Below are 17757 nucleotides of genomic sequence, written 5' to 3'. Positions count from 1 at the left end.
CTGTAGAACAGGACCCTGGCAGTTAGCAAAAAGTAAATTGCAGTTGTAGGTTATTTCAACGTAAAATATCGAATATTCTTTTCATGGCAATAGCATGTTCATGTCAGTTGCCGGGATAAAAGCAGAAAGGTTGTCCCGCTTTGGCAGGACAACCTTTCCGATATAAAAGAAGCTATGATTAAGCGTTTACTTTACCTTTCACTTTAGCTACCACTTCTTCAGCTACGTTGTTCGGAGCTGGTGCATAGTGGGAGAATTCCATGATAGAGCTTGCGCGACCGGAAGACAGGGAACGCAGCTGAGTTACGTAACCGAACATTTCGCTCAACGGAACTTTAGCTTTAATTACCTGAACACCGTTTTTGGAGTCCATACCTTCCAGCATACCACGACGACGGTTCAGATCACCTGTAACATCACCCATGTATTGGTCTGGAGTCAGTACTTCCACTTTCATGATTGGCTCCAGCAATACTGGTTTAGCTTTGCGGGCAGCTTCACGGAAAGCAGATTTAGCGCACAATTCGAATGACATCGCATCAGAATCCACCTGGTGGTAAGAACCGTCAAACAGACGTACTCTCAGGTTCACCAGCGGGAAGTTTGCGAGAACACCCTGGTTGAGGGACTGTTCAAAACCTTTCTGTACCGCAGGGATGAATTCTTTAGGGATGGAACCACCAAAGATATCATTTACGAACTGGAAGGATTTGCCTTCGTTTTCTTTCAACCATTCTGCGTCTGCAGGTCCGATTTCGATCTGGATATCAGCGAATTTACCACGACCACCGGTTTGTTTCTTGAATACCTCACGGTGTTCAACTTTGGTAGTCAATGCTTCTTTGTAAGCAACTTGCGGAGCACCCTGGTTAACTTCTACCTTGAACTCGCGACGCATACGGTCAACGATGATTTCGAGGTGAAGCTCACCCATACCACTCAGGATGGTTTGGCCGGTTTCTTCGTCAGTTTTAGCTCTCAGAGTAGGATCTTCTTCTACCAGTTTAGAGATAGCCAGACCCATTTTATCAACGTCTGCCTGAGTTTTAGGCTCGATGGCAATGTGGATAACTGGTTCAGGGAATGTCATTGATTCCAGGATAATCGGTGCTTTTTCATCGCACAGGGTATCACCGGTTTTGATATCTTTAAAACCAACAGCAGCACCGATATCACCAGCTTCGATGAAATCGATAGGATTCTGCTTGTTAGCGTGCATCTGCATGATACGGCTGATACGCTCGTTTTTACCGGTACGGGTGTTCAGTACATAAGAACCCGCATCCAGGTGACCGGAATAAACCCGGAAGAACGCCAGACGACCTACGAAAGGATCGGTTGCAATTTTGAATGCCAGTGCAGACAATGGAGCTTTTGCATCTGGTTTACGTTCGATTTCTTCGCCGGTGTCAGGGTTGGTACCTTTTACGGCTTCAACGTCCATTGGAGAAGGCAGGTAACGGCAAACCGCATCCAGCATCTTCTGTACACCTTTGTTTTTGAAGGAAGAACCGCACATCATCGGGATGATAGCGATATCGATAGTAGCTTTGCGGATAGCTTCGTGGATTTCGTCTTCAGAGATTGAATTAGGATCTTCGAAGAATTTCTCCATCAGGGTATCATCGTATTCAGCAACTGCTTCTACGAGTTTAGCTCTCCACTCTTCTGCTTCAGCCTGCATATCTTCCGGAATAGGAATTTCCTGGTAAGTAGCACCTTTTCCTTCTTCATCCCAGATAATACCTTTCATGGTGATCAGATCCACAACACCTTTGAAGGAATCTTCAGCACCGATTGGCAAAGTCAAAGGAACGGGGTTAGCACCCAGCATTTCTTTCACCTGCTTAACCACATTCAGGAAGTCAGCTCCTGAACGGTCCATTTTATTTACGAAACCGATACGTGGTACACGGTAGCGGTTAGCCTGACGCCAAACGGTTTCAGACTGAGGTTCAACACCGGATACAGCGCAGAACAATGCCACCAGACCATCCAGTACACGCAGGGAACGCTCTACCTCAACGGTAAAGTCCACGTGACCCGGGGTATCGATGATATTGAATTTATATTGTTTGGTATCAGGTTGGGCTTTACCTTGTAAGGTTGGAAAATTCCAGAAACAAGTGGTTGCCGCAGATGTGATGGTAATACCTCTCTCCTGCTCCTGTGCCATCCAGTCCATTGTAGCAGCACCCTCGTGCACTTCTCCAATTTTGTGGGATTTACCTGTATAATACAGGATACGTTCTGTGGTAGTGGTTTTACCCGCATCGATGTGCGCCGCAATACCAAAGTTCCTTTGAAATTTTAAGTCTGCCATAATATTAAAGTGACTAAATAATGCAATTTGGGGGGCAAAGGTAACTTATTTTTGACAATAAATAAAACGACCAGCTTTTCCAAATTGTTATTTCTTTTTAACAAGCACGGGCGTTCTATCACATTATAATTGTCTTTTATAAGTATCCTGACTAAAACCAGTTTTTAGTTGCTACCTACCACCTTTTTATCAAATACAACCAAAAGTTAAATTATAGTTTTCCGGTTGCCGTATTTCAATCAAATTCGTAGCGAATTGTTAAAAGGTTAGATTTCCCCCAGCACTAAAAAACAAGAAACGTAGCAAAGTATTATTCGGTTTCCCCCTAAAACACAGATTTATCATGAATGAAAAACTTTACACTATACCTGTTCAACAGGTAACCAGGTTATTTATTACCATAGCATTCCCGGCATAGCGCTGTAGCATTATTCCAGCATCTTCATTTACTGATTAACCTTTCTATATGAGAACATTTGTACTCAGGTACTCCTGTGCACTGTTGTTACTGACCTGTGTCTGTACTTCATCAAAAGCCCAGGTAATTCTGAACCGGCAGGTAGTAGCCAGTACCGGCGGCAATGGTGTTGTTCAGAACATCCAGATCCAGTATACCATAGGAGAAGCAATAGTATTGCCTATCACCAATGGCAAGACCCTACTTACCCAGGGATTTCAACAACCGGAAGAATTACCCAAACTCCCTCCCGGTGTAAGTCCTGTTAAGAGCTATATTTTATTCCCCAACCCGGCAGTTACCAATACCAAGATTCAATTTGATCTGTTGTCAAATGTGAATGTAACCATTGAGGTGATTAATCCGGCAGGCCAAAGCATTTATCATCAGTATCTGCAAATGGGTGCGGGTAAGAATACGGTCATATTGCCCGTTAACCGCTTTGCAGCAGGCATATACACGGTTATGTTAAATGTAAGTGGTAATGTCTTTTTTGAAAAGCTCATTGTGCAGTAATACGCTCCTGTAGCCCCCCATCACAACTTAATTGATGACACATGAAATACGGTTATACAATTATACTTCTTGCAGGTATTTTGACAGCTGATATCCCTTTATCAGCACAAAAAATCACCCAAAAACCGCCTAACATAGGCGCCAGTTTTTTATTGGTTAATCCGGATGCCCGAAGCAGTGGAACCGGAGATGCCAGCATTGGACTAACACCTGATGCCAATTCCCTGTTTTCCAATGCAGCTAAAATAGTTTTTGCCGGGGACTGGGGCGTAAGCGCCAATTACTCCCCCTGGATGTGGGAGTTAAATAACAATAAGTCTAATATGGCTTATGTAGCTGCCTATAAAAACTGGAATGCGTCCGAAGGCGTGGGTATTTCCATGAAATACTTCAATTACGGCGCTGTCACTTTCCGCGATGATAACGGAACAGTACTGCAGGATTATAATCCGAAAGAATTTTCGATAGATGGTTCCTATGCCCGGAAACTGGGTAATCACATGTCGCTGGCACTGAGCATCAGGTATATCCGCAGCCAGTTAGGACAGGGCTCCTACAACAACTTACAACAGAAACCTGCATCTGCAGTAGCAGGCGATCTGGGCTACTACTATCAGAACAGCGTAGACCGGCTGGATTTCGGTAACCGTTATTGTTTTGGTATAAGTATTACCAATATAGGCACCAAGCTGCAATACTCTGATGACAATACCAGGAAGAGTTTTCTGCCCATGAACCTTCGTATCGGTGGCGGCTATACGTTTGTACATACCCAGGAGCATGAGTTCACCCTTTCCGTTGATATTAATAAATTACTGGTACCCACCCCCCCATTGTATGCACTGGATTCCAATGGCATAGAAACCAACCAGATCCTGAAAGGTAAAGATCCTAACCGGGGAGTAGTGGAAGCGATGTTTTCTTCTTTTGGTGACGCGCCTGACGGCTTCCATGAAGAGCTGAGAGAATTTACCATTGGTTCCGGCATCGAATACGGATATCGCCAGGTATTTTTTGTACGGGCAGGATATTTCTATGAACACCCTTATAAAGGTTACCGGCAGCATTTCTCGGCCGGAGTAGGTGTACGGGTATCTAACCTGGCATTGGACATTGCTTACCAGATGCCTACGGGAGAAAGCCTGGTACAGAAAAGAACCCTGAAATTTTCACTGGTATATAACATCGGCGGAACACGTGATGAAGCTGTACAACATTAGCATAGCCTTCATTAGCTGTTTACCGATCGCTGCAAATACTCAAACAGGAAAAGGAAAAAACAACTATCCCCAAAGGGTAAAACAACTTTTCATTCATGTATCTATAATTCTCAATCATATGAAATCACTGCTCATAACTTTATTCCTTGTCACTGTAGGAATGCAATCATTCACACATGCACAGGTTCGTCCGGCATCCAGGAATGAAACTGTTAACGATGGTCGTAATCCGATCGACTTTTTGTTCCCTGATCTACAGGCGGATCTTGCAAAACTGCAGGCCAAAGAGATAAAGCCTCAACCAGATAAGGCGATCATATCCGCACCTATTGAAAACCGGCTTTTCACGAATTACAAGGCTCCGGTTGTTCATAACAATTCGAATGCGCGGTTACTGAAAACCAGTGCTACTCCGTCTCCCATGTCTTCAGACCTATCTGCTACGGACGCAGCAAATAAATTGAAAGCTGCGCAGGCAGCGAAGACAGTAAAACCAATTGTCATCCCCAATCAGGGCAGCGAAGTAAATAGCGCACCTGTAAAGAAAAAGAGCTAAGCCTGCTGTAACCTATTAAAATGATTATTATGAAAAAGATATTCTACCTGGCAATATTACTCTTAGCAGTATCATCCCAATATGTGCAGGCTCAGAGCGGGCTTGCCGGAACCAATTACCAGGCTGTGGCACGTAATGCGAATGGCACTGTTCTCGGCAATCAATCGCTGACCGTACGTTTTTCTGTACTGGGTGGCTCTGCTGCCGGACCTGTGCAATACCAGGAAACACACAATGCTACCACCAATAATTTAGGTTTATTTACTTTACAAATAGGAAAGGGTACTCCATTGACAGGCACTTATAGTACTGTTCCCTGGGCAAATGCCAATCAATATCTGAAAGTAGAAATATCCATTAACGGAAGCAATTTCAGCGAGCTGGGTACTTCACAATTAATGAGTGTACCGTACGCTTTATTTGCAGCAAACGGAAATCCGGGTCCAGCTGGACCTGCCGGTGCTAAAGGTGATCCTGGCGCAGTGGGACCAGTGGGGCCCATCGGACCTAACGGACCAATCGGACCAGTAGGACCTGCGGGTACCAAAGGTGATCCGGGCGCAGTGGGGCCAATTGGACCCATCGGACCAGCCGGACCTGTCGGCGCCACCGGACCTGCAGGTCCTGCGGGCATTCAAGGCGTCAAAGGAGACCCTGGTGCCGTTGGACCGGCAGGAGCGATAGGACCAGTAGGTCCGGCTGGACCTGCCGGAATACAGGGTATTAAGGGCGATCCTGGTGTAGCCGGTCCTGCCGGTATACAAGGTGCCAAAGGTGATCCCGGTGTAGCCGGTCCTGCAGGCATACAAGGTCCTAAAGGCGATCCTGGTGTAGCCGGGCCTGCCGGTATACAAGGTGCTAAAGGCGATCCCGGTGTAGCTGGACCTGCGGGTGTAGCCGGACCAATAGGTCCAATAGGACCGATCGGACCAATGGGACCAGCCGGGCCTCAGGGGATACAAGGCCCTGCCGGTAACATCAATGGTATTGCAGCAGGAGGAGATCTGTCAGGCACCTACCCTAATCCCCTGATTGGAAACGGAAAAGTTACCCTGGCAAAAATAGCTCCGGGCGTTATACCAACTACCTTACCTCCTAACGGCCCTGCCGGCGGAGATCTGAGTGGTACCTACCCCGCCCCTGTAGTAGCTGGATTGCAAGGTAAACCAGTTAGCAATGTAGCGCCGCTGGCTAACCAGATATTAAAATTTGATGGAGCACAGTGGCTGGCAACTGCAGCACCCGGAGGCGGACTTACCCTTCCTTTTGTAGCCACAGAAAATAATGCCGCTACCCTTTTCAGCATCACTAACGATGGAGATGGGACCTCGATTGAGGGCATCAATAATACTGCTACTTCTTCTATCGCGGCTATACGGGGCATTGTGAGCTCCGCCTCTCCGGGCGGTTTTTCCTCTGCAGTAAGAGGTATCAACAATGGTACTGGTGGATTGGGAATCGGTGTGTGGGGATCCCAGGCTGGTTCAGGCTGGGGTGTTTATGGTGTAACGCCCAATGGACTTGGTGTATATGGCAACTCCAGTGCAGCAGGAACCGGCGTATATGCCAACAGTAACAGTGGTACCGGTTTAACTGCCACCAGTAACAACGGAATACCAGCTACCATCTCAATCTTTAATAATGCAAATAACAATAATGCACTCAATGTCAGCACTTTAGGGAATGGCTCCGCGATCACAGCCTCCGCCGGCGGAGGGTTCGGTATCGATGCCAGCAGCACGAATAACACAGGCGTACATGGTAGCACGAGCGTACAAACGGCTGCCGGTGTAATTGGTGATAATACTGGTGCCGGGGAAGCCGTAGTTGGACGCACCACCTCTGATATAGCTGGTGCAGTAGTAGGACGCAATGATGGTGGCGGTTACGGCGTACGTGGCTTTGTGGCTGGCAACGCCGCCGGTACCGCCATAGGCGTATTTGGCCAGATTGGGCTAAGCGGTAGCACAGGCGCCTCCGGACGTTTTGAAAACAACAATTCGGCTAACACTGTTGATAATATGACGGCCTACACCACCTCCAACGGTGATCCTGGTGTTGTAGGCATCGGGGCTGCCGGAGCATTTGAGGTAAATAATACCAACTCTGTAGCACCGGCTGTAAAAGCTAAAGTAAATACCATATTTGGCAATTTCGGGGCTGCCGGCGTATTTTCCGAAGCGGCCGGTACTGGCGGCTTTGCGGGATTATTTTATACCTCCAATACAGGAGGCAGCGGCAATACATTGGTGTCTATCAATAACGGTAATGGTAATGCTATTGTGGCCAATGTTAAAAAGAATGGCAATGCCATAGAAGGCAATGTTAACGGTACGGGCAAAGCAATCTACGGCTGGGTGCCTACCTTCGGTACCGGACAGGCGGCGGATTTTGAGAATTTCAATGATGCCAACACCAACAATGTAGTGACGGCTAAAACATTAGGTAATGGTACAGCGGGTTATTTTGAAGTGGACAACACTAACGGTACTTCTCCTGCGGTACATGGCAAGGTGAATTCACAGTTTTCCAACTTTGGTACTGCGGCCATATATGGTGAAAATGCGGGGACTGGTGGATTTGGCGGATTGTTCTATTCTTCCAGTGTAACTGGTAATGGACCTGCACTCGTTGCTATAGCTAAGGGAAATGGAAATGGTATTACTGCCAATGCTGCCAACCTGGGTGATGGCGTAGAAAGCACCGTTAATGGCTCCGGTAATGCCGTTTACGGTTGGGTACCTAATTTTGGTACTGGTCGTGCTGCCAGATTCGTCAATTTCAATAACGCAAATACAACTGACGTACTACGGGTAGAAACACACAGTACTGGCAATCTTGCCGTATTCAAAAGCGGCGACCCGGGTACTGTAAATGTGGCCAGGATCAACAGCGCCGGACGTGGTTTCTTTAACGGCGGTACACAAACCGGCGGAGCGGATTTAGCGGAATCATTTGCTGTATCAGGCGCACGGGCTACCTATGAAGCAGGGGATGTACTGGTGATTTCGACTCATACAGACCGTATGGTGGAAAAATCAGCTGAGCCCTATTCTACCCTTGTGGCAGGTGTATTTGCCACCAGACCAGGTGTATTGCTGACTGAACATGATATAGAAACAGACCTTTCTGCAGAAGTTCCGATGGGAGTAGTTGGCGTGATTCCGACTAAAGTATGTAATGAAAATGGCATTATTCACCGGGGTGATTTACTGGTAACTTCCAGTAAAGCAGGTTATGCCATGAAAGCAGATATTGATAAAGTGAAGCCAGGACAGGTAATTGGCAAGGCATTACAGGAGTTTGATGGTGAAGCCGGTAAGATTAACGTGCTGGTAAATGTGAAATAGTAATCCAGTGTTCCCTAAATATCCAGGTATTTTCAATTGGCAGGCATCCGTTATGGGTGCCTGTTTTTTTTGAGATAGGCTGAGTGGGCGCAACTGATCAGATTATACTTTCAACAGCATCCCCTTTCTAATTGACGGTGCTGTAATAAATGCTCTTTTTGAGGGATGGGGTTAGTGAAGAGATGATAACCCGGTATCACGTTCCGGAAAGGTATAAACACAAAAAGGCAAACAGCTCCAAAGGAACTGTTTGCCGAATATATTGAGTTGCCTGTTAAGGCTATAACTAGATTCTGAAGTGAGAGAAAGCTTTGTTCGCTTCTGCCATACGATGCGTGTCTTCTTTCTTCTTGAACGCTGCGCCTTCACCTTTGCTTGCTGCTACGATTTCATTCGCCAGCTTGTCAGCCATGCTCTTACCGTTTCTTTCGCCGGCAAAGCGTACTAACCATTTGATGCTCAGGGAGATCTTTCTATCAGGACGAACTTCCGCAGGAATCTGGAAGGTAGCACCACCAATACGACGGCTTCTAACTTCTACACCAGGAGTAACATTGGTTAATGCTTTTCTCCAAACCTCGTAACCGTTCTCGCCGGTCATTTGGCTTACCTTATCCACAGCATCGTAGAAAATTTTATAGGCAATGCTCTTTTTTCCTTGTTCCATAACGTTATTAACAAAGCGGGTTACCAGCTTGTCATTAAACCTAGGATCTGGAGCCAGAGGCAATTTCTTTGCAGCTTGCTTTCTCATTTATTGAAAATTACGACTATTTATAATTGTTATTTCTTAGCCTTTTCCTTTTTAGTACCATATTTGGAACGGCTCTGCTTTCTGTCTTTCACACCTGCAGTATCCAAAGATCCGCGAACGATGTGGTAACGAACACCTGGTAAATCTTTTACCCTTCCACCACGGATCAGTACGATAGAGTGCTCCTGCAAGTTGTGACCTTCACCAGGGATATAGGCAATCACCTCAACTTTGTTGGTTAAACGCACTTTCGCTACTTTACGCAGAGCGGAGTTCGGTTTCTTAGGCGTGGTAGTGTATACACGAGTACAAACGCCACGACGCTGAGGGCAGCTATCTAATGCCCTGGACTTAGACTTAGCCCGGATAATTTCTCTTCCTTTTCTTACTAATTGTTGTATAGTAGGCATTCTTTACCTAGTTTTTTTATGTCGGTTTACAATGACATCCAAATTCCCCACAAAGGGATTTTGGGACGGCAAAGGTAAAACTATATGTGTGAATAACAAAATTGTTTCGAAAATATTTTTACCGGGATGATCTTCTGTATAAACAGGGAAAGGTCTTATTATTCTGGTAGCAGCTCAGGATTACCAAAAACCGGATTGCAAAGGTATGATTTCCCTTAGAAACAACCATAAAAAAATAGGGTCTTTTTATTGACCCTATTCTTTCGATGATAATAATATATAAAGTACTTATTTCTTGTCGATTATGTAATTCCAATGACGGGTATCTGTAGCCCGTCCGGTGCGGATATCATCCAAACGACGGATCACTTCTGCTCCTATTTCGTATTTGGTGGTATCCAGTTTGATTTGCGTATCCAGGTAATCCAGCTGTTCTACATAAGCTACGCTGGAAGCTGTTCCTGTTCCAAAAACCTCTCTAAGGGTACCATCTTTATGGGCAGCCACTACTTCATCAATAGAAATAGGTCTTTCTTCCACTTTGAGGCCCATATCGGTGAGAACATCCATTACGCTGGCCCTGGTAACCCCTTCCAGGATGGTTCCCTGTGTAAGGTCCGGAGTAATGGCAGTATTGCCTATGATCGCAAAAACGTTCATGGTACCGCATTCCTGGAGGTATTTGTGTTCATATCCATCTACCCACAAAATCTGATCATACCCCTGTTTCTTAGCCTGCATAGTAGGATACATAGTACCACCATAGTTACCGGCAGCTTTGGCATAACCCACGCCGCCCGGAAAAGCACGTACATATTTGTCCTGCACCAATAATTTAATAGGCTTATTAAAATAAGGACCAGAAGGAGAATTGATGATAACGAACTTATAAGTATCAGAAGGACGTACGCCTATAAACTCATCTGCAGCGATCATAAATGGACGCAGGTAGAGAGAACAGCCCGCTCCGGTAGGTACCCAGTCGCGGTCCATATCTATTAATATATCCAGACCGCCAATAAACAGCCATTCAGGTACCTGGGGCATTCCCATTCTTTCTGCGGAGGTGTTAAAGCGTTTGTAGTTATCATATGGCCTGAAGATCATGGGGTTGCCCTGAGGATCTTTATAGGCTTTGATGCCTTCGAAAATTGCCTGCCCATAGTGCCAGGCGGCATTGGAAGGACTTACAGACAGGTTCTGAAAAGGTAAAATCTGCGCATTTTTCCACTCTTTACCATCAAAATCAGCCACCAGCATATGGTCGGCATACATTTTACCAAATGCCAGGTTGTTGAAATCCACTTCACTCAGCCTGCTATGCGTAGTTCCGGTGACTTTGATCTTCTTTAGTGCCTCTTCCTTAACTGTTGATTTATCTACCATCATGGTTAATCAATTTTATCTCAATATTTTTACATTTTTAATCGCTGTGTCGCCGAAACCTTTACGGTAAGGCAGTGCAAATAAACTGATTTTTCCCCAGCCGGGGTTTTCATATTAAATTAAACGGTAATAAATATGTCGCTTGAGCAATTCCAACTGGATCCTTACTTTCTGGCTAAAATCTTTACCCAGCCAATCATTCCCGGGAAAAGCATGCCGGCTGAGGTCGCGGAAAAAGTGGTGCCCAAAGTCAAATATTTAGGAGAAAATCAAAAAAACATTGCGCTCTTCATACAAAACGAAAACGAAGCGTACCTAAACGAAGAATTATTCAACCTCCTCACCAATATATTAAATGCCTGTAAACTGGGGATGCAGGATGTGTCGCTTTTTAACGTGTCGCACCACCCTTCTCTTGCATTTCCTGACTGGCAAACAGCGGTGAAGATAGAACGGAGCGTTGTATTTGGGATTGCACCGGAACAACTTGGACTCAGCGATATTCCACTTTATCAGCTGGTAACCGTAAATGGTACCACCCTCCTGTTTTCCGATGAATTAGCACTCATTGGCACCGACAAAGCGCTGAAAGCGAGACTATGGGCAGGATTAAAACAATTATTAGGTATTTAATACAATAAACCGCTTTCTCATCCGACTATATGAAATTGATATTTGCTACCAACAATCAAAACAAAGTAAAAGAGTTCCGGTCATTGCTGGGAGATCAGTTTGAGATCATCACCCTGCTGGAAGCCGGCATAGACATCGATATTCCGGAACCACACGATACACTGGAAGCCAATGCCACCGAGAAATCGGCTACCATTCACCAGATGACCGGACAAAACTGTTTTGCAGAAGACACCGGGCTGGAAATCGCCGCATTAAACGGCGCACCGGGTGTTTTATCCGCCCGCTACGCCGGTGAACAAAAGGAAGCAGCCGATAATATTGTAAAAGTATTACAGGAGCTGGAAGGACAAAGTGACCGCACCGCACAATTCCGCACGGTGATTTCCCTGATACTGGATGGTAAAGAACATCAGTTTGAAGGCGTGAGCAAAGGTCATATTACTACGGAAACGAAAGGTGCAAAAGGATTTGGCTATGATCCCATTTTTGTTCCCGAAGGAACAACAAGGGCTTTTGCAGAAATGGACCTGACAGAAAAGAATAAATACAGCCACCGGGCCAGGGCCTTTGAAAAATTTGTGGCCTTCCTGAAACAAACAACAAACGTTTAGCATCTCCCTAAAAATTAATAATGGCAAGGATTAAGATAGACTTACCGGCAGTATTTCCTTTTATTATACAAGTACCTGTGCGCATACAGGACATTAATTATGGTAACCACGTAGGCAACGATGCTATACTGTCTATCATGCACGAATCAAGGATTCAGTTCCTCAACAGCATCGGCTACAAAGAACTGGATCATGAAGCCGGTAAAGGTTTGATTATGGCAGATGTGGCAGTAGCTTACAAAGGAGAAGGATTTCATGGAGATATTTTTGAAGTAGCGATAGCCGCGGGAGAATTCAATGCCTTTGGCTTTGAATTATTTTATCGCATCACTACTAACAGAAATGCACAAACGATCACGATTGCCGAGGCCAAAACCGGCATGATTTGTTTTGATTACCATCTTCGCAAAATAATGAAGTTACCGGCCGACATGAAGGCCAGCCTGGAAACAGGAAAATAAATACAACATATGATGGATACAACAACATTAGCCACATCTGTGGAGCAAGTGATTACAGCACGTCGTACGGTGAAACCTACCAGCATGAACGGCAGGAAGATAGCAGATGAAACCGTTCAGCAATTATTGCATCTGGCCGACTGGGCTCCCACCCACGGCTATACGGAGCCCTGGTATTTTGTGGTATACAGCGGAGATAAAGTGCAGCAGTTTTGTTCGGATCATGCGGACCTGTATAAGCAATACACCCCGGCAGACAAATATATTCCGGGCAACTACGACAAACTGAAAAACCAGGGCAACCTCGCTTCGCACGTGCTGGCCATTTGCATGAAACGAGGCAACAACCCAAAGATTCCGGCAATGGAAGAAATTGCGGCAGTATCCTGCGCAGTGGAAAATATCTGGTTGGGAGCTACTGCACTTAACCTTGCAGGCTACTGGGGCTCCGGTGGTATGACCTACCACCCTGCTATGCAGGACTACCTGGGTTTGGGAGATGAAGACCTGGTACTGGGTTTCTTTTACCTCGGTTATACAGACGAACCTCCGCAACCTGGAAGAAGGGTAAAGCCATCTTCTGAGAAGTTTGTTTGGAAGTAAGCAGAAAGCTGAAGGCATAAAGTAAAAAGCTATAGAAGCGTATGATGTTAGCGATAAACTGTTCATCATACGCTTCTATAGCTTTTTACTTTATGCCTTCAGCTTTACGCTTCCACTAATAGATAGCCTCTTGCCTCCGCTTCAAAGCTGCTTATCTGTGTGGCTACCCAATGTTCGTCCTTATGTAATTCTGTTGCCATAATCCTGGCTACGGCGGGGGCTATACGTAGTGCCTCCTTTGCATCCAGGAAAAGAAGCCGGGTACGGCGAGCCAGAAAATCTTCAATATTACGGGCCATTTCTTCTCTCACGGCCCAAACTACCTGCGCTTTAATAATGTGATAGTCCCGGCTCAGCTCCTCCTGCAGATCCGGCTGACGGGCGACCATCTGATGAATATGTAATACATCGCTGCCGTAAAAATACCAGGGATCATCCCAGTTCACATTATCTGTGGCACCGTGGATTTTGAGATGAGGCGTAGCGGTGACCGTTTCTTTCCAGCGCAATACTTCTTCCAGCTTATGTACCACATCTTCCGCCATACGGCGGTAGGTAGTCCATTTGCCACCGATAATAGTGATGAGTCCTGATTTAGCGACAATAATTTTATGGCTGCGGGAAATTTCCTTGGTTTTATGTCCTTCTGCTTTAGCAGCCGCCAGTGGGCGAAGGCCGGCCCATACGCTGCGCACATCGGAGCGCTGAGGTGGCCGGGAAAGATACTGCCCGGCAGTACTGAGGATAAAGGCAATTTCATTTTCCAGTGCTCTTGGCTCCAGGCTGATATGATTTACCGGCGTATCCGTAGTTCCTACCACTACTTTATTATGCCAGGGCACTACAAACAGTACTCTGCCATCGCTGGTAGCAGGAATCATCAGGGCGTTATGGCCGGGAAGAAACTCACTGTCCAGCACCAGGTGCACGCCCTGGCTGGCCGCAATAGACTTAGGGGCCTGCGGGTTATCCATCTCCAGAATATCATCCGCAAAAACACCGGTGGCATTAATCACCGCCCTTGTATTGATATAGATCTCCTCTCCACCATCCAGTGTATCCTTTACCGTTAGACCGCTGATATTTCCTTCAGCATCCTTATTCAGGCTGGTCACCCGCATGTAATTCAATACGGTACCTCCTTTATCAGCAATGGTTTGCACCAGGTTGATCGCCAGACGGCTATCGTCAAACTGGCCATCGTGATACAGTACGCCGCCGGCGAGTTTATCCTGCTTAAGCGTAGATAAAAGCTTCAGCGTTTCTGACCTGGAAATATGCACTGACTTACCCAGACTGAGTCGTCCTGCCAGCCAATCGTACATTTTGAGGCCGATGGTGTATTTTAAATTCTCCCAGAAATTAAAAGTAGGAATTACAAATGCCAGGTTACGTACCAGGTGAGGCGCATTAGCAGCCAGCAATCCACGTTCTACACTGGCTTCCCTTACCAGGGACACATCTCCCTGTGCGAGGTAACGCACCCCGCCATGCACCAATTTGGTGCTTTTACTGGATGTGGATTTTGCGAAATCCACCTGCTCCAGCAGCAAAGTCCTGTAGCCTCTTGTTACCGCTTCCAGAGCGGCTCCCAACCCCGTGGCACCACCACCAATCACGACTATATCCCAGGGTTCGAGATCCTTTCTAAGTGCAGTAACGAGCATTTCTCTGTTCATAAGCGAGTTTTCATTGGTCTGGCAATTACTTACAAAATACAGCGGAATTATATACCGAGCAAAAGTTAAACGGCCGATTCCAGAAAACTTAACGGTCTAGCCGGTTAAAAGTTTTAAATTCAGGAACATTTAGGCGTGAAAAAATGTTCCTCCAAAAGGATTATCCATTTCTGCCGGCGCAGGAAATTATATGCAGTTGCTTATGTTCATGAAGGTTAAACCATTTTTGCTACAAATCATATTGCTGGTGGCTATTATCAGCGGCAGCTTCTCCACAGCTGCGCAGAAAAAAGTTCCGGACACCATTCACCTGGTCGCCATAGACAGCGCCACTATCCGGAAAAACATTGCTGCCCTGTCTAAAGACACCAACCGGATAAAAAAATCCGATACGGCTGTAGCCATCCTGATTAACCGTATTGAAAACTACACCCTGATGCTGAATGACCTGATGAGTTCACTCAGACGCGGGTTTGATACCGCCAGCATCAGCGCTGGTCTTCCGCTGACAGATACCTCTATTGCCCTCGTTAAATACAACATTGCCAGTCTGGGGCGCACACCTAACATCAATGATATTTATACCAACAAAGTAATGCTGGAACAGCTGCAACGCAGACTCACCTCCTGGCAAAGCAACCTTTTCTCTTATTATGATAAGCTGGTCAACATCAACGACACCATTCATTCCCTCCGGAATGATACCGCCATGCGGAATATACCTGCAGAAGATGAGCTGTACGGCTTTTACCTGGGGCAGATGACCAACCTCATACTTAAGTTCCGCGCAGTAGACAGCGCCGATAAGTACAACCTGATTAAAATAGGACTGTTGCAAAATAAAGTCGCCAACCGGTACATAGATGTTTCCAATTTATATGAAGACATGGACTACCGGCTGCAACAATATTCTGCCAACATGTTTACCCGCGATTACCGCTACCTCTGGAAGCCGCACCGGGACAGTATTAATCCGCTTGAATTTTTCCCGGTATTAAAAAACTCTCTGCACAAAAGCACTAAAGTGCTGGGGATATTTTTCTCTATCCAATGGCCGGTATTTTTTGTGTGGCTACTGCTGGCGGTACTACTCTCCTGGTGGATCTATAACAACATCAGAAGAATCCGGCAAAACCATACAGAACAGGAAGGAGAAACGATATTGCAGCATGCCAAATACGTATATCGCTTTCCGGTAGCCAGCATCGTTGTATTTATTACTACGTTGTCGTCAGTACTATCCGTGCGTTATCCTATTCTGTTTACAGAAATCACCTGGGGGCTTGCCGCAATTGCGCTGACCATTATTTTCCGTTCTCATTTCCCTAAAACATTATTCAAAAACTGGCTGTTGCTGATAGGCTTATTATTCATTTACAGCCTCAATAACCTGCTGATAGAAGTCACCTATGCAGAGCAATGGGGCCTGTTGATTGGCGCCATCCTGTCTATCGTACTTGCCAACAGGTTATTAAAAGAATCGTCACTCACCACGTTTGCGCAACCTAAATATACCCGGCCGGTGCTGCAACTATTTTTGATTACCAGCGCGTTCTCCCTGTTGCTCGTTATTTTCGCCAGAGTGGGTACCGCCAAAATAATAGGTTCCAGCGCGGTCGTCAACACCGTGATGGCCCTTAGTCTGTTTGCCCTCGTGAAAATATTGATGGAAGCAGTATACCTGCAGGTAGAAGCGAATAAAGATTCCAGCACCTTCATCTCCTTTATGGACTACCAGGATGTACAGCGAAAACTAAAAACATTCCTCAGCATACTTGCCGCCGTAGGCTGGCTTGTCATCGTTACCCGTAACGTTTATTTATACGATGCGATCTATGACGCCATCACCGGCTTTCTTTCTTCGCGGCATACCATCGGCAACTCCGACTTTACTTTCAGCAGCATCATTATTTTTATCCTGGTGATATGGGTGGCCACTGTTGCTTCCCAGCTGATCGCCTATATGTTTGGTAATACCGGCCAAAGCGCCAACCCTTCCAAGAAAACAAAGTTTGGCTCTGCCTTGCTGCTGCTGCGTCTTGCAGTACTCGCCGGCGGCGTACTGCTGGCCTTTGCCGCCTCCGGTATTCCGATGGACAAGCTCACCATCGTGATCGGTGCATTGGGCGTAGGTATTGGCTTCGGCTTGCAGAATGTTGTCAACAACCTGGTATCCGGTATCATCCTCGCTTTTGAAAAGCCCCTCGAAGTAGGTGATGTGATAGAACTCGGCACCCGCTCTGGCGTAGTAAAGGAAATCGGTATCCGCTCCAGCAAAATCAGCGCCTATGACGGATCAGAAATCATTGTCCCCAATGGCGACCTCATCTCCCAACAACTGATTAACTGGACCAGAACCAACCGGATCCGTCGCGTAACCTTCACCCTCGGCGTAGGATACGGCAGCGATGTAAAACAGGTAACCGACATTATACAATCCGCTTTTACAGACCGGAAGGGCGTACTTACCGCCCCCTCCCCAGTGGTACAGCTATATGAATTTGGCGCCAGCTCCATCAATTTCCGGGTATATTTCTGGGTCTCCGACCTGGATGTTGCCGGCACCCAGCAAAGCGATGTGCTCACATTTATCTATGACGCCCTCAACAAAGCGGGCATCGAATTACCTTATCCACAGCAGGATCTGCATGTTAGATCTATTGATGACAGCTTGCTGAAAAAGTGGGATAAACCCGCTCCTGACGGCACTGTTTAAAAAAAATTATAAAAAAACGTTGGATACATTTTGAATTTTCATTTTTAAGCCGTTATCTTTGCACTCCCGTTTTGGAGCA

14 protein-coding genes are annotated in these 17757 nt (G+C 46.1%); 9 read left to right on the top strand and 5 right to left on the bottom strand.

Annotated elements, in window-relative coordinates:
- Positions 1 to 178: 178 nt before the first annotated feature.
- Positions 179 to 2323 (bottom strand): elongation factor G, encoded by a 2145-nt coding sequence (gene fusA / locus AC1DCV_RS01170; RefSeq protein WP_441572611.1) that lies wholly within the window; start codon positions 2321 to 2323, stop codon positions 179 to 181.
- Positions 2324 to 2789: 466 nt separating this feature from the next.
- Between fusA and AC1DCV_RS01165 the strand changes: the two genes are divergently transcribed.
- The 4 genes from AC1DCV_RS01165 (at position 2790) to AC1DCV_RS01150 (ending at position 8422) form a co-directional block, all read left to right on the top strand.
- On the top strand, positions 2790 to 3296 hold the full coding sequence (locus AC1DCV_RS01165) for a T9SS type A sorting domain-containing protein (protein WP_477021492.1): 507 nt from the start codon (positions 2790 to 2792) through the stop codon (positions 3294 to 3296).
- Positions 3297 to 3337: 41 nt separating this feature from the next.
- Positions 3338 to 4516, top strand: a complete 1179-nt coding sequence (gene porV / locus AC1DCV_RS01160) for a type IX secretion system outer membrane channel protein PorV (protein WP_477021491.1) — start codon at positions 3338 to 3340, stop codon at positions 4514 to 4516.
- 118 nt (positions 4517 to 4634) lie between these two features.
- Positions 4635 to 5072 carry a hypothetical protein gene (locus tag AC1DCV_RS01155; protein WP_477021490.1) on the top strand — a complete coding sequence of 146 codons (438 nt, stop codon included), beginning with the start codon at positions 4635 to 4637 and terminating at the stop codon, positions 5070 to 5072.
- Between the two features lie 29 nt (positions 5073 to 5101).
- A complete protein-coding gene (locus tag AC1DCV_RS01150) occupies positions 5102 to 8422 on the top strand; it encodes a hypothetical protein (RefSeq protein WP_477021489.1) in 3321 nt (1106 codons plus the stop codon).
- 286 nt (positions 8423 to 8708) lie between these two features.
- Here AC1DCV_RS01150 and rpsG read toward each other — a convergent pair whose 3' ends face one another.
- The 3 genes from rpsG to AC1DCV_RS01135 form a co-directional block, all read right to left on the bottom strand.
- Positions 8709 to 9176, bottom strand: coding sequence for a 30S ribosomal protein S7 (gene rpsG / locus AC1DCV_RS01145; RefSeq protein ID WP_089903272.1), 468 nt, complete (start codon positions 9174 to 9176; stop codon positions 8709 to 8711).
- 29 nt (positions 9177 to 9205) lie between these two features.
- On the bottom strand, positions 9206 to 9586 hold the full coding sequence (gene rpsL / locus AC1DCV_RS01140) for a 30S ribosomal protein S12 (protein WP_012789278.1): 381 nt from the start codon (positions 9584 to 9586) through the stop codon (positions 9206 to 9208).
- Positions 9587 to 9874: 288 nt separating this feature from the next.
- A complete protein-coding gene (locus tag AC1DCV_RS01135; RefSeq protein ID WP_477021488.1) occupies positions 9875 to 10975 on the bottom strand; it encodes a branched-chain amino acid aminotransferase in 1101 nt (366 codons plus the stop codon).
- Positions 10976 to 11107: 132 nt separating this feature from the next.
- Between AC1DCV_RS01135 and AC1DCV_RS01130 the strand changes: the two genes are divergently transcribed.
- The 4 genes from AC1DCV_RS01130 to AC1DCV_RS01115 are packed head-to-tail and all read left to right on the top strand — an operon-like array spanning position 11108 to position 13283.
- On the top strand, positions 11108 to 11605 hold the full coding sequence (locus tag AC1DCV_RS01130; RefSeq protein ID WP_477021487.1) for a hypothetical protein: 498 nt from the start codon (positions 11108 to 11110) through the stop codon (positions 11603 to 11605).
- Positions 11606 to 11634: 29 nt separating this feature from the next.
- Positions 11635 to 12219: an RdgB/HAM1 family non-canonical purine NTP pyrophosphatase gene (rdgB, locus tag AC1DCV_RS01125; RefSeq protein WP_477021486.1), complete on the top strand. Its 585-nt coding sequence runs from the start codon at positions 11635 to 11637 to the stop codon at positions 12217 to 12219.
- Between the two features lie 20 nt (positions 12220 to 12239).
- Positions 12240 to 12680, top strand: coding sequence for an acyl-CoA thioesterase (locus AC1DCV_RS01120; RefSeq protein WP_477021485.1), 441 nt, complete (start codon positions 12240 to 12242; stop codon positions 12678 to 12680).
- Positions 12681 to 12689: 9 nt separating this feature from the next.
- A complete protein-coding gene (locus tag AC1DCV_RS01115) occupies positions 12690 to 13283 on the top strand; it encodes a nitroreductase family protein (RefSeq protein WP_477021484.1) in 594 nt (197 codons plus the stop codon).
- Between the two features lie 104 nt (positions 13284 to 13387).
- On the opposite strand, the gene AC1DCV_RS01110 is transcribed toward AC1DCV_RS01115, so the two are convergent.
- Complete coding sequence (locus AC1DCV_RS01110; protein ID WP_477021483.1) at positions 13388 to 14962, bottom strand: glycerol-3-phosphate dehydrogenase/oxidase; 1575 nt, start codon at positions 14960 to 14962, stop codon at positions 13388 to 13390.
- A 202-nt stretch (positions 14963 to 15164) separates the two neighbouring features.
- Here AC1DCV_RS01110 and AC1DCV_RS01105 point away from each other — a divergent pair, with 202 nt between their 5' ends.
- Positions 15165 to 17678: a mechanosensitive ion channel family protein gene (locus tag AC1DCV_RS01105; protein ID WP_477021482.1), complete on the top strand. Its 2514-nt coding sequence runs from the start codon at positions 15165 to 15167 to the stop codon at positions 17676 to 17678.
- Positions 17679 to 17757: the final 79 nt, after the last annotated feature.

The organism is Chitinophaga sp. 10T418 (assembly GCF_056394125.1).
The sequence above is the reverse complement of the archived record's forward strand: the minus strand, read 5'-3'. Positions and strand labels throughout refer to the sequence as shown.